Origin of the sequence: Natrinema versiforme, assembly GCF_005576615.1 — an archaeon.
GTDB classification, from domain to species: domain Archaea; phylum Halobacteriota; class Halobacteria; order Halobacteriales; family Natrialbaceae; genus Natrinema; species Natrinema versiforme_A.
The window spans coordinates 950,433-969,926 of the sequence record NZ_CP040330.1 but is presented as its reverse complement, the minus strand read 5'-3'; the positions used below and the strand labels follow the sequence as shown (position 1 = coordinate 969,926).

Below are 19,494 nucleotides of genomic sequence, written 5' to 3'. Positions count from 1 at the left end.
GAACATTGTAAAATAAGGGAGACAACGTAACTATTTTCGTTAGGCAGCCAGTTATGCTACCGTATACCATGTCGATCGAGATCCGTGATCTAACGGCAGCTACCACACCGGTACGGAGAGCCCCATGAGCGAGAACTACTACGAGCGCCTCGTCGACGAGGACGCGCTGGTCGCGTATCTTTCGGCCAACCTCGGCGAGGTCGACGACTACGATATCGCCCGCCATCAGGAGGGCCATTCGAACGAGACTCTGTTCGTCACGTGGGGCGACCGCGAACTCGTCATCCGGCGGCCGCCGCCGGGCGAAACCGCCGACACGGCCCACGACGTGCTCCGCGAGTATCGCGTGACCGATGCCGTCGCCGACACGGACGTGCCGGTTCCGGAGCCGTTGCTCGCCTGCGAGGACCACGACGTCATCGGGAGCGACTTCTACGTGATGGAGCAACTCGAGGGCGACGTCCTGCGCGAGGGCGAGCCCGAGCGGTTCGCCGCACCCGAGCACCGCCGTCGGATCGGCGAGGAACTGGTCGACACGCTGGCGACAATCCACGACCTCGAGTACGAAGAAATCGGTCTCGGCGAGTTCGGCCGCCCCGAGGGGTACACTCAACGGCAGGTCGACCGCTGGGGGAAACAGCTCTCGTGGGCGTTCGAGGTCACCGAGGACGAACGCGAGGTTCCGGACCTCCACGAGGTCGGCGACTGGCTTCGGGACAACGTCCCCGAAGAGCACCCCCACACGCTCGTCCACGGGGACTACAAGCTCGACAACGTCATGTTCGCCCCCGGGACGCCGCCGGAACTCGTCGGCGTCTTCGACTGGGAGATGGCCACGCTCGGCGACCCGCGGGCGGACCTGGGCTGGATGCTCTCCTACTGGCGCGACGCGAAAGACCCCGAGCCGTCGATCCCCGAACTGACGACCCGCTTCATGGAACGGGACGGCTACTCGAGCCGGGCCAAACTGGTCGAACGCTGGGAGGACCGAACCGGCTACGAGTTCGAACACGAGCGGTTCTACCGAACGCTGGCCGTCTACAAGCTGGCCGCCCTCGGCGAGATGTTCTTCCGGCGCTACCTCGAGGGCAACAGCGACGATCCGATGTACCCGAAGATGGAAGACCGCGTGCCGGCACTCGCCGCGCGGGCCAAACGGATCATCGAGGGCGACGAACCGCTCTAAACGTTCCATCCCGATCGTTTGCGAACTGAGACCCGCGATCAAATCCGAATCGCCGCAGTGTCGCTGCCGACGGTTCGGCAATCGAACGCGAGTACCGTCTCGCTTCCGAGTAAACGGCTGGAAACATTACAACAGTTCCAGCAGCCGGATGTCAGTATACGGATTGTGAGCGGTTCGAAGCAACTCTTAACAATGGTAAAGCGGTGTCGGTGGAATTAAGACATTTCCGGCCGATGGCACGACCATGTCACTGGACAGCATCGACCGCGTTGCGGTTCTGGGCGCGGGGAACATGGGACACGGGATCACCGAAGTAACCGCCATGGGCGGCTACGATGTCACGATGCGGGACATCAAATCGGAGTTCGTCGAAGACGGCTACGAGTCCATCGAGTGGAGCCTGCAGAAACTCGAGGAAAAGGAGCTAATCGACGAGTCCGCCGACGAGGTCCTCTCACGGATCGACACGACGACGGATCTCGAGGAGGCCGTCGCCGACGCCGACCTCGTGATCGAGGCCGCACCCGAGGACCTCGACCTGAAACACGACATCTTCACCGATCTCGAGGAGTACACGAGTGAGGACACGCTGCTCGCGACGAACACCTCGAGCCTGCCGATCTCGGACATCGCGGAAGCCGTCGACACGCCCGAGCGCGTGCTCGGCCTGCACTTCTTCAACCCGCCGGTGAAGATGGACCTCGTCGAGGTCATCTACGGCGAAGACACGAACGACGAGGCCGCCGAGGCCGGCTACGAGTGGGTCGAATCGGTCGGAAAGACGCCGATCTACGTCCGCAAGGACGTCCGCGGCTTCGTCGTCAACACCATCGTCGGTCCCTTCGGCGGTGAGCCCGCGTTCATGGTCTCGAACGGCGAGGCGACGATCCGCGAGGCCGACGCGACGATGGCCCACGAACGGGGCTATCCGATGGGACCGTTCGAACTCGCCGACCTCACCGGGATCGATGTCGGCTACCACGTCCGCAAGGAGGGCGACAGCCCGATCCCGCCGATCACGGAGGAGAAGGTCGAAGCGGAGGAACTCGGCCAGAAGACCGGCAAGGGCTTCTACGACTACGAGGACGGCGACGGGGCCGACTACGAACCTGAAGACGCCGGCGGCTTCGACTGGCTCCGCGTCGAGGCCCGCATGATCAACCGCGCCGCGTTCCTCGTCGGCGAGGACGTCGCGACCCCCGAGGAGGTCGACACCGGCGTCCAACTCGGCCTCGGCTTCCCCGAGGGAATCTGCCGACGCGCCGATAAGATCGGTCTCGACACCGTCCTCGAGAAACTCGAGGAACTCTACGAGGAGACGGGTGAGGACCGCTTCGAGCCCCACCCGTACCTCGAAGAACTCGTCGCGGAGGGCAAGACCGGCGAGGACACCGGCGCGGGCTTCTACGACTACGGCGACGCCGAACTCGGCCCCTACCACGACCTGAACTACGAGCTCGAGGACGGCCTCCTCGAGATCGAACTCGACCGGCCGTCCCGGATGAACGCGCTCTCGGACGACCTGCTCGCCGAGATCGACGACCTGCTCACGTCGGTCGACACCGACGAGGTCCGATGTGTCACCCTCGAGGGCGCGGGCGACCGCGCGTTCAGTGCCGGCGCGGACATCTCCGGGTTCGGCGATACGGACCCGACCGACATGATGGACGTCACGCCCGCCTTCGAGACGGTCAACGACTTCCCGCGGCCCGTCCTCGCGAAGATCGACGGCTTCTGTCTCGGCGGCGGCCTCGAGCTCGCGCTGGCCTGTGACCTGCGGATCGCGACCGAGCGCTCCTCCTTCGGCGCGCCCGAAATCGGCCTCGGCCTGATCCCCGGCGGCGGCGGCACCCAGCGGCTCACCCGCATCCTCGGGGAGACCCGCGCGAAGGAACTGGTCTTCCGGGGCAATCACATCGACGCCGACCGCGCCGAGGACTGGGGCCTGATCAACCGCTCCGTCGAGCGGGATGACTTCGACGACACCGTCGAGGAGTTCGTCGACGACCTGCACAGTGGCCCGCCGATCGGCCTGAAAGTCGCGAAGAAGGTCATGAACGAGGGCCAAGACGCCAGCCTCGACGCCGCACTCGCCATGGAGAGTCAGGGCTTCGGCCTCCTGATCAGCACCGACGACGTGCTCGAAGGCACCGCCGCCTTCGCCGAGGACCGCGAGCCCGAGTTCGAGGGCAAGTGAGATGACCGACGGGCCGTCGGACGCGCCGGGCTGGCCGGAGTGGGCGTCGTTCGTCGAGCGCCACGGTTACCTGTCGTGGCTCGATCTCGAGGTCGAATCCCTCGAGGAGGGGCGGGCGGTCCTCGTCGTCGAACGGAACGAGGACTTCGAGAACCCGATCGGGAGCGACGGCTACGATCCGGTCCACGGCGGGATCGTCGCGACGCTGATCGACACCGCGAGCGCGTTCGCGCTGCGGAGCACGTTCGAGAACCCCAGCGAGGCCCACCTGACGACCACGGATCTCAACGTCTCGTATCTCCGCCCCGCGACCGGCGACCTGCGCGCCGAAGCCGAGGTGCTCCGCGCCGGCGGCTCGACCGGCGTCACGGATGTCACCGTCACCGGGGCCGACGGCGAGGCCGCCGTCGGTCGCACCACCTACCGGCTGTTTCGCGACGGTATCGACGGCACCTGACTGCGCACTCGGTTCGAAGCCCCTCGAGTCAGCCGGAACGTTGTGGCCGGCGAGGACGAGATGAGATCGCTCTCGCGCGAACTGCGATTGACCGCGGGAGAATCAGGGCGGGTGGGTTATCGCTCGTTGCGTTCCTTTCGCAGGTCCTCGTAGATCCGCGGATCGGTCTGGAACTTGAGGACGTTGTGGACCGCCGAGTTTCGGATGTTCGCGATGACGTTGCCGTACTCCGTGTAGCAATCGTGGATCCACCGGGAGACCTCTTGGCGGTCGCGGAACATCATCACCGTCTTCCACTGGTACTCCCCGTCCGAGAGGAAGAAAAACAGGGTGTGTTTGTCCGCCTTGATGTACTCCATCGCCTCGCGCCAGTTGTCGGCGAAGTGCTCCGCGTTGAACTTGAACTCGAACAGCGCGAAGATGTAGTACTCCTCGTTCGGGATGATCGCCTCGCGGAAGACCCCCTCGTCGCGCATCCGCCTGATCGACTCGCTGACGGTGACGTGGGAGACGTCGATGTCGTACTCCGCCTCGAGGACCTGCGTGAGTTCCCGCGAGGAGAGTTGCGGATCGTTCGAGAGTTCACAGAGGATCGCGATATCGCGGTCCTTGAAATCCCAGTTCGGTGGTTCGTCGTCGCTCATGGTATCGTGACTGTCGTAGCTGACATATTGTTACACTTCCGCTCCTGTCAGGAATTCACGGAGCCGATCGGCGTAGGCGTCCGACCGGTCCTCGGGAACCCAGTGGTAGGCGTCCGATAGCGGTTCGAGTTCGGCGTCGTCGATGTCCTCGGCGAGTCGCTCCGCGTAGGCGTAGGGTTGCATGACGTCGTCTTTGCCCCACAGCAGCAGCGTCTCGGCGGTGATCGCGCCGTAGTCGAGTTCGGTCGTGTGGTTCGTGTTCGTCGCGACGGCGTCCCGAACCAGCGACAGGTGACCCTCGTCGGTCAGCCACGGCGCTTTCATCCCCGCGACGAACTCGGGGTCGGCCTCGCCGTAGGCCCCCTCGACGAACGCCGAGTCGAGCTGTTCCTCGAGTTCCTCGCGCTCGAGGTCGGCAGTCGAGGGCAGGCCCAGATTCGAGACGAACTCGACCGGCCACGAGTCGTAACAGACGGCGTTCGAGAGGACGAGTTGCTCGACCCGCTCGGGGTTGTGTGCGGCAAAGCGCAGCGCGACACCGCCGCCGATATCGTGGGCGACCAGCGCGATCGCCTCGACCCCGAGATCGTCGAGCAGGGCCTCGAGCATCGCCTCCTGTGCGCGAATCGAGCGGTCGAAGCCGTCGCCCATCGCGGAATTGCCGTAGCCGACCAGATCGGGGGCGATAGTCCGCCGATCCTCGGCGACCGCCGGGACGATATCGCGCCAGAGGAACGACCACGTCGGAATGCCGTGGAGGAAGACGACCGGCGGGGCCGTGCTCTCGTCGGGACCGTCCTCGTGGGAGGCGACCTCGAGGTCGTGGCCGTCGACCGAGACCGTCGTCGACGACTGTTGGTCGCTCCACGCGTCGTGGTCGACCATTCAGGACCCTCCGTTCGCGGCGTCCCCCGATCGGTGGCGGACAGCAGTGAGCCGGCGATCGCGTCCATCTCGACCGTTCCGTGTGTGTTTCACTCGCATAATCCGTGGTAACACATCGTCCGTTCACCTTCCAAGATAAAGTCAGTTTGGGAGAGGGCTACCGATGTTAACCCATCTGGCAGCTACTCGTCTTCGGAGCCCGCCGTCAGCCCCGCCAGCGACTCCTCGCCGATCTCCTCGAGGACGTGCTCGTGGAACGACTGCAGCGCGGCGCTCTCGTCTTCGGCGAGGACGACATCGCTGGCCGACAGCGTCGCGAGCCCGAACGCTCGCGGCGTCGGCGAATCGAGAAGCCGCCGGGAGACGGCGAGTTCGCCCGCGTCGATCGCGTCGACGATGTCCTCGATCTCGCTTACGTTCAGTTTGTCCTCGAGGATCTCGCGGTAGGTCTCCTCGATCACCGCGAACTCCTCGAGATCCTCGGCGAAGCCGAGCAGCATCTCGCTGGAAACCTGCTGTTCGGCCGCGGATTTCTCGTAGCCCTTGTAGCGCTTGAGGATCATCAGCGCGCGGGTCGCGTTGATCCGGAAGTAGCGCTGGAGCAGGTCGGTTCCCGAGAGGGAGGCCCGGAGGTCGTCGCGGACGTCCTCGGCCGCGAGGTCCGCGATGATCCCCTCAATGTCGACCTTCCGGTTCAGCGGCATCGAGAGGACGAAGCCGTTGTCCGCGACCGCCACGCGGACGTTGGCGGTGGCCTCCTGTGCACAGCGGTAGGCGAACAGCCGCGAGAGCCCATCGTTGACCTTGCGGCCGTACGCCGAGTGGACGTAGTAGTGGCGCTCGTACTCCTCGCGGTCCCGGACGACTTCGATCGAGAGCCGATCGGTCGTGCTCACGCTCTCCGCGCCCGCGTACTGACACTGGTAGTCGAACAGCCGGGCAATCGCCCGCACGCTGTCGTCGTCCAGCGGGAACTCCCGGAGCCACGCGCGGACCCGCGGCGGCCCGCCGGCCGCGTAGCGCTCGAGGAGTTCCCCCTGAAACGCGAGGATCTCACAGCCCAGATCGTAGGACAGCGGGAGGCGTTCGGAGTACCACGAGGGGACCGTCGGCCGGGCGCTCGTGCGGTCGACGTAGACCTTCGACCCGCGCCGGTAGCGGTACTCGAAGTGGTCGCCGCCGAGGACGAAGACGTCGCCCTTCTCCAAGGTGTCGAGGTAGGACTCGTCGAGTTGGCCGACCCACTCGTCGCTCGCGCGCGTCTTGACATCGCAAGCGAACGAGTCCGGGATCGTGCCGATGTTGGTCATGTAGATGACCCGCGCGAGGCGGCCGCGTTTCCCGATCAGGGGCTCGCCGACGGGGAACTCCTCGTGATGGTGTTGGCCGTCGGGCGGGTCGTTCTCGTCGCGCCAGACCTTCGCGTAGACGTTTTTCTCCTCCAGGCCGGCGTACTCGGCGGTGAGGTATCGCATGAGCGACTCGTACTCCGCTTCGCCGTAGTTCCGGTAGGGATAGGCCCGCCGGAGGATTCGCTTCAGTTCGGCTTCGGGTCTGATCTCGGCGATCGCCATCCCGTAGACGTGCTGGGCGGCCACGTCCTGTGCGTTCTCGGGAATCGACACCGAGTCGACGAACCCGTCTTCGGCCTTCTTGAGCATGACCGCACACTCGAGGAGTTCGTCCCGGTCGAGCGCGATGACCCGACCCGTCACCGTCTGGCCGACGCGGTGGCCCGCGCGACCGATCCGCTGGAGGAGGGCGGCGACGGACTTCGGCGAGCCGACCTGCACGACGAGGTCGACGTGGGGCATGTCGATCCCCAACTCGAGGCTCGTCGAGGAGGTGACCACGTCGAGGTCGCCGTCTTTCAGTCGGCTCTCGATGTCCTGTCGGACCTCCTTCGAGAGGCTCCCGTGGTGACAGCCCGAGTTGTCCTCGTCGTAGGCGTCGAAGTCCTCCCGGAGGTTGTGCAGGACTCGTTCGGCCCCGGAGCGCGTGTTGGTAAAGACCAGCGTGTTTGTATGCTCCTGAATGTGTTCGTGAAGCATCCGGTAGAACCGCTCTTGGACGACCTCGCGGGGCGTGTTGATCAGGTCGTCCGCGGGGCACTCGAGTCGCATGTCGAACTCGCGGGCGAAGCGAGCGTCGACGATCTCGTAGTCGCGTGGCTCGCCGTTCGCTTCACAGCCGACGAGGAACTCCGCGACTCGAGAGAGGGGCTCGATCGTCGCCGAGCAGCCGATCCGGGTGATCGCTCCCTCGGCCATCGCCTCGAGTCGCTCGAGGCTGACCGAGAGGTGGGTGCCCCGTTTGCCCGCCGCAAGCGAGTGGATCTCGTCGACGATGACGTACTCGACGGTGCGGAGTTTCTCGCGGAACTTCGGCGAATTGAGTAAGATCGCGAGGGTCTCGGGGGTCGTGTTGAGGATGTGTGGCGTCTCCTCGAGCATCTTCTGACGGTCGCTCGAGGACGTGTCGCCGTGGCGGATGGCGTGGCGAATCTCGCCCATCGACTCCTCGCCGTCGCGCTCGGCGACGATCTCTTCGATCCCCTCGAGGGGGACCTCGAGATTGCGGTGGATGTCGTTCGCGAGGGATTTCAGCGGCGAAACGTAGAGACAGTAGACTGAGTTCTCGAGGCCATCGGGCTCCTCCCGGTCTCGCTCGTAGAGGTAATTGATGATTGAGAGAAACGACGACATGGTCTTCCCCGACCCGGTCGGGGCACAGACCAGCGTGTTCGTCCCGTCGTGGATCTTCGGGATGGCCCCCTGCTGTGGCGGCGTGAAGAAGCCCTCGTTCTCGGGAACGAACTCGCCGAACTCCTCGAGCCACCACTCCTGTACCGCGGGCTCGAGCAACTCGAACACGTCACCGTCCTCGATCGCGGTCGTGGCCGGATCGAACGGAAGGGCGTCGTCGGCGACCGGCAACTCGAGGCGCTCGTTCCCGTCCATTACCGTCGTCTCGGGGACCGGCGTGTAAGAGGGTTTGGACAGCGGGGTGAAAGTGAAATTGGGGGTTGACGGTGCGATGCCGGTCTGACTATCGGAAGCCGAGATCTGATCGGATTCGTGACGAAGCCACAATACAGATAGTCCCTCGTTCGTGACATTCAGGAAATGGTATCGTCGCGCTCGGTCGCGGCTCTCGCTCTCGTCCTCGCCGTCGGACTCCTCACGGTCGGATTCGTCGGCGGGACGACGGTCGTCGATCCCGACTCCGACGGGGTCCCGCCGGTAACCGAACTCCGCGACGGAACTGCCGTCTTCGACGCCGACACCGACGGCGACGGCCTCGAGGACGGGGCCGAACGGCGATACGGGACCGACCCCACCGCGGCCGATACCGACGGGGACGGACTCGACGACGGCGCGGAGGTGTCCGAGGTCGGGACGGACCCGCTCGAGGCCGATACGGATGGCGACGGCCTCGAGGACGGCACGGAACGACGCGAGACCGGCACCGATCCGACCAGTTCGGATACGGACGGCGACGGCCTCGCGGACGGCGACGAACTGCGCGAGTACGAGACCGATCCGCTCGCAGTGGATTCCGACGACGACGGCCTGTCCGATTTCGGCGAACTCGAGGAATACGGGACCGCGCCCGCGAACCCGGACACGGACGGCGACGGACTCGAGGACGGTCCGGAAGTGCTCGAGCACGAGACCGAGCCCACCGTCGCCGATACGGACGACGACGGACTGGCGGACGGGGAGGAAGTCCACGAGTACGGGACCGAACCGACGACTTCCGATACCGACGGGGACGGACTCTCTGACGGTGCGGAGGTCAATCGACAGGACGTCTTCCCCGACGCCGACCCGCTCCGGACGGACATCTACGTCGAGGCCGACACCATGGAGCGGACCGACCTCGAGCGGCGCGAAGTCGAGCGGATCGTCACCGAGTTCGACGAGGCCCCGCTCGAGAACCCCGACGGGTCGACCGGCGCGGCCCTCCACGTGGACCTCGACGAGACGATTCCGTGGGACTCGGAGACCGACGTCGGCGACTTGAACGAGATTCGGGCGCAGTATTTCGATCAGCAGGGACTGGGCTATCACTATCTGGTCATCGTCGAGGACGTGGCCGGCGATACGAGCAAGGGGAACGTCATCGGTAAAGCCGGCCTCGGGACGATGATGGTCGAATCGCAGTCGGGCCGCGATCAGACGGGATCGACCGCGATGCACGAACTGGGTCACTCGCTCGGTCTCTCGAACACCGATTTCGAGGGGATCGATACCGACGAGTACTCCTTCAGCAGCTACTCGAGCGTGATGAACTACAACGCGCCGCGTGACTACTACGGGTTCTCCGCGAGCGGCGGCGTCGGCGACTTCGACGACTGGGGATACCTCGACGACCACATGTTCACACCGGCGACATCGTTCGTCGGGTCGGACGACTGACTCGAGGCTCACGACCGCCCGACAGACCCACGCCAAGAGGTGCTTCACACCTCGTTCTCGGATTCACTCTCCTCGAGCCCCGAGTCAAACACGAGGCAGTGGCGCTGCTACCGCTCGCAATCGCCGTGATCCGACTCCACTGGCGTCGCCCTCGTGTCCGATCGACCGAGCGGCCGCCGTTATTCGGCGACCGTCGAGCCACCGGCATTGCTGGACGCTTCGGTCACCTGGACCTGTCCCGAATCGTCGACGCACACGCGCTTTCCGCGATACGTGAACTCGATCGTCGCACTCGAGTCGCCCGTCGACTGAAACAGCGCATCGAGCGCGTCCGTATCGATCACCTCGTGTAGCGGCGGCTCTAACTCGACCGGATCGACGCCCTCGTGTGCCGCCACCCCCTCGACGACCCTGAGACTGGTCGGAACTGAACTCGTCATATCCCTCCCGGCAATGACGACGTAAATAACTCCCTCGATACGGTATCGCCGCGGCGGCCGGTCATCGGACGATCGCCGCCGCGTGGGGTACATCGGTCGAGTCGCCCGAAACGGGCTCGAGTACAGCCGCCACAATAGTCGTGTTTAGTTTATAGCATTCTGCCAGACGGCGAAAGCTTGGAGCCACGGTTCTGCGGTTGATGGTTTGGCGTGACTAAAGCAGTTTGAAAACGAGGAGGTACGTCGTTTTATCTCTCGAAAGATACGTTCAACAGCGTTTCGATTTCCATGTTTTTGTATCGAAATCGGAGCCCATGTCGGCGGAGTGCTGTCTGGAGATGCTGTGCTCCGTCGACGAGAAACACAGCGTCTTCGACATCATTTTCTCGGTTAATTCTCGCAGAAAGCGTTCAGTTAATGCGGTTGTAGTCGTTGAAAACAGCCGTATATGGAGAATCTTGTTCGTTTCAGGATCGACTGCAGCGTACAGCCAATACTGGTGATCATCGATCCGAATCACGGTTTCGTCGAGCGCAATGTGATTCGGAGTCGTGTCAGTTGCTGGCTGTAGATCAGCTTTCTGTACCCAATCGTGAACAGCCTTCCGCGATCGCTCGACACCGAACCTCTCGAGTTCTCGAACGGTATTCGAAAGCGATAATCCAGCAAGGTGGAGTCGAATACCGAGCCCCATCAGCCGACGCGGTGTCCGTTCTCGCTCCACAACACTCAAATCGATCCAGTCGCTACAACCGTTGAGGCGGTCGATTTTTGCCATAGACCAGCATAAAATCGTACTGCCTCACTTTTCACGCTTAACTAAACACGGCCGCCACAATACGGAATGAGTTTATACGGGCTTCTCTACTAGAGAACGGCCTGCGATCGGCCGCGGCAGCGACCGGAGGCCGCGCGGCCGCGGGCTGTCAGAGGCAGCCACACTTCGATCGGACGGCATTTCGGACGCGAGAACGGCTACGGATCGGTCGAGACCGTTCGCGAACGACGTCCCGGTATCACCTCCGCCTCACTCCGGTGGTATCGGCTCGAGGTTCGAATTCGAGACCCGACAGCAGCGACGCCGGGAGTTCGGACTGAGAAACGACTGGGCTGTCTCTCCGATCTCCACCAGTCAGCAATGATGAACGATCGCTGGATCCGTTCGCCGGGGCCGATCAGACCTGCGGGTCCGGTCGAGTCTCTATAGCCGTAAGATGTAGTTAGTGTATAATCTGTTAATTTCTGACTGGTAAGGGATTTCCTGAACGGGTCGAAACCGTAGATTCCTACTTCTAGGAAGTATCTACCGCTATACTTATTGTACATACCTCGAGATGAGGAATCAGTATGATCGGGCCTCGAGTTGTGTCGATTATCGTTGTCAGTATCATTACTGCGACGGTACTCGCTTCAGGTCCACTCGTGCCGGTGGAACTCACGACGTATGAGAGTCCCTGTGAGGGAGGCTCACTCTCCAGCGAGGGAAACGCGGTAATCCAGCCATCGTCCATTCCCGAGTCGGCGACTCTCACACGATCCGAGTTCGGGGCGGAAGTCTGGAAACTTGACGTTCCTGACGCGACAGTGAGGGCAACCGATGTCCAAGGGTGTGTGAGAGTTACCTATGAGATCAGTATTAGCGAACTTGGTATCACCTCGCTTTCCGCGGTGACGGTAAGCGAGGAATCCCCTGAAATGCTCCATGTTTCTATGTCGGAAACTACCCTCAGCCCGGACCGCGTCAGCGAGGAGCAGTACGATGCAGAAGTGCGTCTGACCTACCACGGCGTTGAGAACCAAACCACCGTCGAACGGACGCTGATCAGGCGAAATATCACGGTAGAGGTGGCAGCGTGAGCTATCGATCACGGTATTATGCCGTTCTCGATAACCACTCGCAACGAGCGACTGCCATCGCACACCGCCTCGGACAGCTGGTGTTCGGGGACTACGGTGGCGTCTTCGTCTTTCTCCTCACGTGTAGCGCAGCGATGGTACTCTGGCGAACGACGTTTTCGATCAACGATAACCTGACCGTTGCCAACGGACTAGTCGCGCTGAGCGATGGACACCTCCACGTCACCACGCCGGCATATGGGGAGACACTCAGAAGTCCGGGAATGGCCGACTACAACGGAAAAGCGTTTCCGCGGAACTTCGCACATATCGTTTTCGCACTTCCGATCCTCTGGGTTCTGGACGGGGTCGCTGCAGTCGCCGACGTTCGCATCGCTCTTGTGGCACTCTGGAGTCTCTCGGTGTTCGCCACCGTCAGCGCCGGCGGACGGCTAGTGGATCGTCACAGAGCAGCCCATCTCGTCGGGGGAGGGATTGCACTCAGTAGTTTCGTCATCAGCGTGGCCATTGCGACGCCGTTTCCGCTCGTTCACCTCGCGTATCCCGCGCTCCAACTCGCGATGATACTCGCTACTGCCGGATGTGCACTCGTCGTCTATCGCCTTCTCTCACGCATCCACTCGTCCGATGTCGGGCTTGCGGCTGGCATCGCTGTCGGGGTTGCATCACCGGCGCTGCTCTGGGCGACGATCCCGAAACGGCACGTTCTTACTGCCCTGTTCGCGCTGCTCACGCTGTTCTTCCTCTACCGAAGCCGAGAGACCGACCGCATCTCGACCTATCGGCGATACAGGGCCGTCGCCTACGTTCCGGTGGGCCTAACCGCGTGGTTACACGCATCCGAAGGGCTCGTTCTGCTCGGGGCTCTGGTCGTCGCCGATTTCGCTACTGCTCGAGAGAACAGTGTCCGAACGCTTGCGACGGTTGCGGCGGGACTGCTCGTCTCGCTGCTCCCGTTTTTCCTGACGAACTATCTGATATCCGGCGATCCGTTTACGCCGCCACGGATGCTCGATCGCTACGGTGGCGATGCGGTTGGCAACCGAGTGACTGGGGACACATCTACCGCAGGTGGTAGCTCGGAAACTGGAGGCGGAACCGCTAGTGCCACGGATGACGGCAGTATCGTGGGCGGAGTTATAGCACCACTACTCGGCACCATCGACAGAGCCCTTCTTTTCACTGAGTTCCTTACTGACGGCATTACTGCGGTTCGTCAGGAGCCGGCTCGACTGTACCGCACTTTCGTTCGGAGCGGTTACTTCGGATTTTCGTCATCCGGTGCGACCGGCCGCGCTATCAACGTCGCCTTCTTGGAAGCGCTTCCGATCGCAGGCGCATTGATCGCCGCACCCGTTGTCGCCTTCCGGACCGTATTCGACAGTTTGAGTAGCCGTTCGTCTCTGCGCCTTCGGTCCCGACCGGTCTTTGCTGCGGATATTTTCGTCCTGGCCTATGCGATCCTGGTCACGCTACTGTACATCTACCGGCTTCCACTCCACGCAATGCTCACCGTTCGATACGTGTTCCCCTTGTTCCCGCTCGCCGTATACGGTGTCGCCCGCCTTCCGTGGGTCCGTGCGACCGTAACTGACCGGCCACTGTGGCTCGGATTCGCCTATACGGGAAGCGTCTTCATTGGCGGTCAACTCGTTCTCGCCGCTGTCGTGATAGAAGGCTACACTGCCGACGAGACGATACAAGGGCTCGCTCTTCTCGGTCTCGCTATCGCGGCCGGAACGGGAATCTGGAGCCTCAGCGCGGCGTTCGATCAGACAAACACGCGCATCGGCGCTATTCTGTTCGGTCTCGGAAGCGGACTTGTCACCATTCTCATGGGCGTATTCGCGTTTTCGTTTTTCGGTCCGACTGCCAAGTTCGTACTCCCGATGCTCCCGCTGTAGTTCGGGCGATACTCGAGGCGTTCGAGATCGCACTCGAGCCCTCGCGTAGATGCTCACTCGCGTCTCACATCATGGCTTGACAATCAAAAACGGCGGTCCATGCATCCCCGTCTGCCCACCCATCTATGTGCGCGCGAGGTCACGCTCGTCAATTACTGGTTCATCCCAGTTCCTATACGGACATGATGCCGAATCAACAATTCCATGTCGTTTTAGCAGGAAACTTCACTAATCGCCAGAGGGAATAGCTTTCAAGACTTCGCTGTAGCCCGGATAGCGCCCCCTGATTCTCAGTTCTGAAACCCTTGTCAGTTCACGAGAAACTCACGAACCTTTAACTATATATGGTAGTAGTTGCGTCCAGATTACAAGCACCGAAAGGATGGCAAGGATGCGCGTCGGGTTGGCTGTGGATTCCCCAGATCCCCACGCGCGAACAGTGGTTCCAGACTGCTGCGCATAATCCTTCCGACCGTTCAGACCGGTGCTGTGGTAAACATGGATTTGAAGCAATACAGATCGAAGCTGATCGGAAGCGAAGACGAACGAGCCGTCTCACCAGTTATCGGCGTGATCCTTATGGTTGCAATTACCGTCATCCTCGCAGCCGTGATCGCGGCATTCGTGCTGGATATGGGGACTGGTCAAAGTGCGAACGCGCAGGCAGGACTTGATATTTCGAACGATACCAGTGATGCTGACGACTATGACGTGACCATTACATCAATGGGAGACAATACGGACAGCATCTTCTGCGATAACGGTGGTAATCAGCAAACTGCAAGTAGTGTTGGTCAAACAATCACATGCCACCAAGGTGATAATATTATCGGAGTTAACAACGAGGGCGATGAAAACGTTATCCAGTCAGACATAGGCAACTAATTATAGATCCTTCGGATTATCAGGTTATTTACTGCTAAATGAAGTATATATTGCCTTTTGAATGATAGCTAAGCAGTGAATTCTTGGCACTAGGTTTATATTGAGAATTTGAGTTCCACACACCGCGCTTGCTCCCTGACGGAAGCAACGCGAGCGATGGGCGCGCGGTTCGGGGCCGTCGGAGATATATCAGCGCGCGACGCGCGTGGTCCGCGTGAACCGCTCGAAGCGCGCCAACCACTTCGGGACGGCCGTCGAGAAACGGATAGCCGAGAAACGATGGTTCGACCTCGAGATCAATTACGTGCGGCCACGCGAGTTGCGCGACCTCCTGCTCGGAGCGCGAGCCGCCGACCTCGTACCATCGATCGGCGAGCAACTCATCGACGAGCGTCGCCGGCACGAGCGCACGGGCGACTGCGGCAGCCCCGGCCGCGGGACTTCGAGCAGTTGCTCGTGGGCCGCTCGTTTGACGTAGAACCGGCCGCGAATCGATCGGCTCCCGTTGCTCATCTCTATCTGGCAGCCTTTGATCTCGACCGGAACTGCCGGCTCGACGAGAACGATTCCGTAGAACGGCAGCGATCGACTCGCCTCGAGGGCAGCGGTCGTCCGGGCGTCGCGCCACGGCAGTGTGATCGCTAACGTACTCGAGTTCGTCGATGGTCTGGACAATCTCCGCTTCGAGGGCGTCGCCGCTGGCCTTCGAACTCTCGAGTTCTGACGCGCGAGAACTCATAGCGGGCCCTCCTGCGCATCACGAACCGTGCGCGTACAGTCCGGGCACAGTCGCCGGAGTGCGTCGACGCGATCACCGCACCGCTCGCATTCGTCGGATTCGACGAGCCGGCTCATCGCGAATCACCGCCCTCGGTCTGATCGCCTTCGGCCTCGAGGATCGACTGACGGACCTCGATATCAGTGGCTTCCGTCGGTGACGAGTCCGCCGACCACAGTCGCCGAACTGCGACAAGAACACCGAGACCTAGCAGGAGACCGGCTACTACGTCGATCGGATAGTGAACGCCGATCACCACTCGAGACGCTGCGACTGTACCCACTACGATCGTCGCCACCGCAACCCGGGCTCGTCGCGAGCCGATCTCGAGACGGTCGGCAGCAAGTCCGTAGGCGACGGTCGCGCCGAGTGCATGGCCGCTCGGGAATCCGTAGCCACCGATCGCTGCCCCCGGTGGACGAGTGAGCCCGATGGCTGACTTCAGGACAGTCGTCAGCCCAATAGCGGCGAGGACAGCGACGACCGGCCACGGTTCCCGACCCCGGCCCACAGCCCACGCAACGAGACCGACACCGATGACGACCGAGTAGTCCCCTGCGTGAGTGACGATCGCCGCGACCGAGACGACGATCTCTGGAAGGAACTCTCAGATCAACTCGAGTTCACCGACGGCCCTCATTGACAATCGCCTCCGTGACGGCCGGGCGATGTCTCCGGGTCCGGAACCGAAACGTCGACGCCAGCAGCGGAGCCGCGGCTCAGTCGAGCGTAAGTATCGCAGTCCCCGCAGCGGTGAGCGCGATCGTCGTCGTCACCGAAGACGCGACGGAACCGGTCGGTGACGTGGGCTCCACAATGCTTGCACGTCGAGCGGTCGACTGACGGCCACGGAGCGACCGTCACGCTGACCACCTCCCGGTAGTCTGTCGACTGCGTGGTAATATACCGAAACCGAGAATTGGATTTTCGGCCGTCTCGAGGGTATGAGCCGCTAAGAGTTGAACACTTGGAAAATTTCGAGTGGGACCGCCGAGAATTGAACTCGGGTCCTACGGACCCCATCCGCAGAGGATACCACTACCCCACGGTCCCGCACGTGAACCGATGGTCGTCTGCCGCTTAAGGGTGTCGTTTCGGGTCCGGTTCGTCACCGGGTTTCACGGCCTCGAGCCCGACACGTTAGACCAGCACCCGCTCGAGGTCGACCACGACCCCGCTCTCGGCGTCGACGCTGCCGGCCAGTTCCCCGAGACAGACCGCCGCGCCGTTGGGCGTGTAACAGGCCACCAGCGCTCCGTCGTCGATCCCGTCGTCGGCCTCGAGCACGCCCGGCGCGTAGACGGGAGCCCCCTCGGCCACCTCGCGGGCCGCGTTCTCCGCGATGACGACGCTCGGAATCCCCTCGAGAATCCGCTCGGCGGGGTCGACGACATCGTACAGCGGTTCGGGATCGCCGTCCTCGAGCCAGAAGCCGAGCGCGTCGAGGAAGTCGTGGGCGCTGTGGAGGGTGCGGTCGTCGAACGGGTCCGTCGCAGTCCGGCGCAGGTGTCCCATGTGGCCGCCCGTTCCCAGCGCCAGTCCGAGGTCGTGGCACAGTTTCCGGACGTAGGTCCCGCTCTCACAGCGGATTCGCAGGAGGAGGCGACGCTCCTCGGTCTCGAGCACCTCGAGATCGTAGAGTTCGCGCACGCGCAGGCGACGGGCCACCGCGCTCTTGCGGGGCGGTTTCTGATAGATCGGCCCCTCGAACTCCGCGACCACCGATTCGGCGTCGGCTGGAACCGGCGCGTGACACTCGAGGACGGCGACGTACTCCTTGCCGCCCTCGAGGAACACCTGTGCGAGCCGGGTCGCGTCGCCGAGCATGACCGGAAGACAGCCGGTCACCTTCGGATCGAGGGTACCGGCGTGGGCGGCGCGGTCGATCGTCGACTCGACGCCGCGTTCGGCGAGCGTCTCGACGACGGCGTCCCGAAGCCACCCGCTGACCTGATGCGAGGACGGGCCGGGCGGCTTATCGAGGTTGACGACGCCGAAGGTGAGCAACTCGGCGGGCGACCGGTCCGCTGGTGGGCCACGCAGGCTCATCAGAAGTCGTACTCGACGCCGGTTACGAGCGCCTTCCCTTCGTCGCCGTCGGCGTCGTAGCGCTCGACGGCGGTGACGAGCATGTCGAGGACGGCGTCGGGCTCCCAGCGAGCCGTGTTGACCGAGAGATCGTAGATCGTGAGGTCCCGAATGTCGATCCCGTAGTACTCCTCATAGCGTTGGGCTTCGCTGGCCTCGCGGGCCTGCGTTTCCTCGGTCGCACGAACGGGATCCTTGTCCTCGCGGTCGGCGATCCGCTCGCCGCGAACCCGTGCGGGCGCGTCCAGCCAGAAGCGGAAATCCGCCTGCTCGCCGGCCAGCCAGCCGGCGAGTCTGGACTCGAGGACCAGATCGTCTTCCTCGACGGCGATCTCGCGCAGCCGTCGGTCGAGGTCGCGATCGATCTCGTCGTTTTCCTCGGCCAGTTTGTTGAACTCGAGCGGAGTATAGCCGCGCTCGTCGGCCAGTTCGCGGAAGATGTCACCGCCGCTGACGTGGTCGAAATCGAAAGCCTCGGCGAGCAACTCGGCAGTCGTGCTCTTCCCGCTTCCCGGCGGGCCGGAGACGGTGAGTAACATACTCCCTCTGCGAGGGGCCGGGTAAAATGGGTTTTGAATCAGCGAGCGCGGGCAGCGGCCGCGTCTGCGTACGCGATGAGTACGTGAGAAGAGCTGTCGAATCGGAAAACCGCTGCGAGCCGGATCAGCTAGTCGACGGCGACATATCGATGTTCAGGGACTTCCGGAGGAGTTGGGAGAACCCCATCGAGCACAGGAAGTACCAGACGATCCACGCCGGCATGGGGCCGAACAGCCCCGACTGCCAGCTGGTCTCGCCGACCAGCGGCATGATGACGGTCGCTTCCGCGCCGTCGATCCCGACCGACTGGATCTTCCAGTACATCCAGAGGAACAGCGGGATCGTCAACAGCATGATCCAGACCATCGGGCGGAACTGCTCTTTGAACATCCCGAGGTTGTCCGCCATTGCCTCCATCTGTTCTTCGCGTGCGCGCTCGATCTCGTTTTCGATGCGCTCGATTTCGGCCTCGCTCGCCCCGCGTTCTTCGGCGTCTTTTTTCTCCTGACGGAGGTCCTTTTGCTCCTGTTGGACGGCCTGCATCCGCTCTTGGTACTTCCCCATGACCTCCGTGTTCATCAGGTTCGCCTGCAGCAGCGACGAGTAGAGACCGGTGATCAACGCGACCGAGAGGATCACGCCGTAAAACGGCAACGCCGCATCGAGCGGTCCGAGAACGGCGTTGATCGTACTCCCGACGACGTTCCGAATCGAATCGAACCAGTAGCCGGGCATCAACAGCAGCGCGCCGACGCCGGCGAGTTTGTCCCACTGCGACCAGCTCGATTCCTCCTCGTCGATATCGATATCGGCCGCGGCACCGCCGTCGCCGTCACCGTCGAGGGCCCGGTCGAAGGCCTCGCGATCGGCGATCTCGAATCCCTCGTCGCCGTCGACTAACACTCCTTTCTCGATCAATCGCCCCCACTGTCCGCTCGTCAGGTCGTCGCTGACGTCGGCCCACTGGACCTCGCCGCCGTTCCTATCGGCTTCCTCGCGGATCGCCTCGAGGGCGCTCGCCATCGAGGAGTCCTCACGGACGAGGGCGTCGATCTTCTCGGCTGTACGCGTCATCTGCTTTGTGCTAGGCGTCGTCCGGTATACAAGTGTTTTTCTTCGGTTATGCGCCAAGGACGACTGAAGCAGTCATAATTTTCTTGGATCAGGAAGTGAGTTTAGCCAACATTTATGACGGCAGGATATAGATTACTG

16 protein-coding genes, 1 tRNA gene and 2 pseudogenes are annotated in these 19,494 nt (G+C 62.7%); 7 read left to right on the top strand and 12 right to left on the bottom strand.

What is annotated here, in order from left to right; translation table 11 throughout:
• The first annotated feature begins 124 nt into the window (after positions 1–124).
• The 3 genes from FEJ81_RS04765 to FEJ81_RS04755 all read left to right on the top strand — a co-directional run bounded on the left by FEJ81_RS04765 (position 125) and on the right by FEJ81_RS04755 (position 3,840).
• Positions 125–1,186 carry a phosphotransferase family protein gene (locus FEJ81_RS04765; RefSeq protein ID WP_138244198.1) on the top strand — a complete coding sequence of 354 codons (1,062 nt, stop codon included), beginning with the start codon at positions 125–127 and terminating at the stop codon, positions 1,184–1,186.
• Between the two features lie 244 nt (positions 1,187–1,430).
• Positions 1,431–3,383: a 3-hydroxyacyl-CoA dehydrogenase/enoyl-CoA hydratase family protein gene (locus FEJ81_RS04760; protein ID WP_138244197.1), complete on the top strand. Its 1,953-nt coding sequence runs from the start codon at positions 1,431–1,433 to the stop codon at positions 3,381–3,383.
• Between the two features lies 1 nt (position 3,384).
• Positions 3,385–3,840 carry a PaaI family thioesterase gene (locus tag FEJ81_RS04755; protein ID WP_138244196.1) on the top strand — a complete coding sequence of 152 codons (456 nt, stop codon included), beginning with the start codon at positions 3,385–3,387 and terminating at the stop codon, positions 3,838–3,840.
• A 116-nt stretch (positions 3,841–3,956) separates the two neighbouring features.
• Here FEJ81_RS04755 and FEJ81_RS04750 read toward each other — a convergent pair whose 3' ends face one another.
• From FEJ81_RS04750 to FEJ81_RS04740, 3 genes are all read right to left on the bottom strand, one after another.
• The gene (locus FEJ81_RS04750) at positions 3,957–4,484 is read right to left on the bottom strand and encodes an Lrp/AsnC family transcriptional regulator (RefSeq protein ID WP_138244195.1); all 528 of its coding nucleotides are present in this window, start codon (positions 4,482–4,484) and stop codon (positions 3,957–3,959) included.
• Between the two features lie 30 nt (positions 4,485–4,514).
• On the bottom strand, positions 4,515–5,369 hold the full coding sequence (locus FEJ81_RS04745) for an alpha/beta fold hydrolase (protein ID WP_138244194.1): 855 nt from the start codon (positions 5,367–5,369) through the stop codon (positions 4,515–4,517).
• Between the two features lie 182 nt (positions 5,370–5,551).
• Positions 5,552–8,329, bottom strand: a complete 2,778-nt coding sequence (locus FEJ81_RS04740; protein WP_138244193.1) for an ATP-dependent helicase — start codon at positions 8,327–8,329, stop codon at positions 5,552–5,554.
• Positions 8,330–8,494: 165 nt separating this feature from the next.
• Between FEJ81_RS04740 and FEJ81_RS04735 the strand changes: the two genes are divergently transcribed.
• Positions 8,495–9,790, top strand: coding sequence for a zinc metalloprotease (locus FEJ81_RS04735; RefSeq protein WP_138244192.1), 1,296 nt, complete (start codon positions 8,495–8,497; stop codon positions 9,788–9,790).
• 179 nt (positions 9,791–9,969) lie between these two features.
• Here FEJ81_RS04735 and FEJ81_RS04730 read toward each other — a convergent pair whose 3' ends face one another.
• Positions 9,970–10,230: a HalOD1 output domain-containing protein gene (locus tag FEJ81_RS04730; protein WP_138244191.1), complete on the bottom strand. Its 261-nt coding sequence runs from the start codon at positions 10,228–10,230 to the stop codon at positions 9,970–9,972.
• A gap of 144 nt (positions 10,231–10,374) precedes the next feature.
• Positions 10,375–11,008 (bottom strand): annotated as a pseudogene (locus FEJ81_RS04725) (IS6 family transposase).
• 569 nt (positions 11,009–11,577) lie between these two features.
• On the opposite strand from FEJ81_RS04725, the gene FEJ81_RS04720 reads away from it, so the two are divergent.
• The 3 genes from FEJ81_RS04720 to FEJ81_RS04710 all read left to right on the top strand — a co-directional run bounded on the left by FEJ81_RS04720 (position 11,578) and on the right by FEJ81_RS04710 (position 14,876).
• Complete coding sequence (locus FEJ81_RS04720; RefSeq protein ID WP_138244190.1) at positions 11,578–12,087, top strand: hypothetical protein; 510 nt, start codon at positions 11,578–11,580, stop codon at positions 12,085–12,087.
• On the top strand, positions 12,084–13,991 hold the full coding sequence (locus tag FEJ81_RS04715) for a hypothetical protein (RefSeq protein ID WP_138244189.1): 1,908 nt from the start codon (positions 12,084–12,086) through the stop codon (positions 13,989–13,991). The genes FEJ81_RS04720 and FEJ81_RS04715 overlap by 4 nt, the downstream gene beginning before the upstream one ends.
• A gap of 498 nt (positions 13,992–14,489) precedes the next feature.
• A complete protein-coding gene (locus FEJ81_RS04710) occupies positions 14,490–14,876 on the top strand; it encodes a type IV pilin domain-containing protein (protein ID WP_138244188.1) in 387 nt (128 codons plus the stop codon).
• A gap of 277 nt (positions 14,877–15,153) precedes the next feature.
• Here the strand turns inward: FEJ81_RS04710 and FEJ81_RS23695 are convergent.
• The 7 genes and pseudogenes from FEJ81_RS23695 to FEJ81_RS04675 all read right to left on the bottom strand — a co-directional run.
• Positions 15,154–15,615: pseudogene (locus tag FEJ81_RS23695) on the bottom strand (hypothetical protein); the annotation flags it as partial.
• 112 nt (positions 15,616–15,727) lie between these two features.
• On the bottom strand, positions 15,728–16,165 hold the full coding sequence (locus tag FEJ81_RS24375) for a phosphatase PAP2 family protein (RefSeq protein WP_175416354.1): 438 nt from the start codon (positions 16,163–16,165) through the stop codon (positions 15,728–15,730).
• Positions 16,166–16,290: 125 nt separating this feature from the next.
• Positions 16,291–16,527: a DUF7563 family protein gene (locus FEJ81_RS23690; protein ID WP_138244187.1), complete on the bottom strand. Its 237-nt coding sequence runs from the start codon at positions 16,525–16,527 to the stop codon at positions 16,291–16,293.
• A 109-nt stretch (positions 16,528–16,636) separates the two neighbouring features.
• Positions 16,637–16,707: transfer RNA gene (locus tag FEJ81_RS04690), tRNA-Pro, on the bottom strand.
• Between the two features lie 87 nt (positions 16,708–16,794).
• On the bottom strand, positions 16,795–17,703 hold the full coding sequence (locus tag FEJ81_RS04685; RefSeq protein ID WP_138244186.1) for an RNA-guided pseudouridylation complex pseudouridine synthase subunit Cbf5: 909 nt from the start codon (positions 17,701–17,703) through the stop codon (positions 16,795–16,797).
• A complete protein-coding gene (gene cmk, locus FEJ81_RS04680; RefSeq protein WP_138244185.1) occupies positions 17,703–18,281 on the bottom strand; it encodes a (d)CMP kinase in 579 nt (192 codons plus the stop codon). The genes FEJ81_RS04685 and cmk overlap by 1 nt, the downstream gene beginning before the upstream one ends.
• A 124-nt stretch (positions 18,282–18,405) precedes the next feature.
• A complete protein-coding gene (locus FEJ81_RS04675) occupies positions 18,406–19,356 on the bottom strand; it encodes a DUF106 domain-containing protein (RefSeq protein WP_138244184.1) in 951 nt (316 codons plus the stop codon).
• Positions 19,357–19,494: the final 138 nt, after the last annotated feature.

Coding starts and splice junctions, on each gene's coding strand:
- FEJ81_RS04750 (WP_138244195.1), bottom strand. CDS start 4,484: ATGAGCGACGACGAACCACCGAACTGGGATTTCAAGGACCGCGATATC.
- FEJ81_RS04765 (WP_138244198.1), top strand. CDS start 125: ATGAGCGAGAACTACTACGAGCGCCTCGTCGACGAGGACGCGCTGGTC.
- cmk (WP_138244185.1), bottom strand. CDS start 18,281: ATGTTACTCACCGTCTCCGGCCCGCCGGGAAGCGGGAAGAGCACGACT.
- FEJ81_RS04730 (WP_138244191.1), bottom strand. CDS start 10,230: ATGACGAGTTCAGTTCCGACCAGTCTCAGGGTCGTCGAGGGGGTGGCG.
- FEJ81_RS04710 (WP_138244188.1), top strand. CDS start 14,490: ATGGATTTGAAGCAATACAGATCGAAGCTGATCGGAAGCGAAGACGAA.
- FEJ81_RS04685 (WP_138244186.1), bottom strand. CDS start 17,703: ATGAGCCTGCGTGGCCCACCAGCGGACCGGTCGCCCGCCGAGTTGCTC.
- FEJ81_RS04745 (WP_138244194.1), bottom strand. CDS start 5,369: ATGGTCGACCACGACGCGTGGAGCGACCAACAGTCGTCGACGACGGTC.
- FEJ81_RS04755 (WP_138244196.1), top strand. CDS start 3,385: ATGACCGACGGGCCGTCGGACGCGCCGGGCTGGCCGGAGTGGGCGTCG.
- FEJ81_RS04760 (WP_138244197.1), top strand. CDS start 1,431: ATGTCACTGGACAGCATCGACCGCGTTGCGGTTCTGGGCGCGGGGAAC.
- FEJ81_RS04740 (WP_138244193.1), bottom strand. CDS start 8,329: ATGGACGGGAACGAGCGCCTCGAGTTGCCGGTCGCCGACGACGCCCTT.
- FEJ81_RS04735 (WP_138244192.1), top strand. CDS start 8,495: ATGGTATCGTCGCGCTCGGTCGCGGCTCTCGCTCTCGTCCTCGCCGTC.
- FEJ81_RS04720 (WP_138244190.1), top strand. CDS start 11,578: ATGATCGGGCCTCGAGTTGTGTCGATTATCGTTGTCAGTATCATTACT.
- FEJ81_RS04675 (WP_138244184.1), bottom strand. CDS start 19,356: ATGACGCGTACAGCCGAGAAGATCGACGCCCTCGTCCGTGAGGACTCC.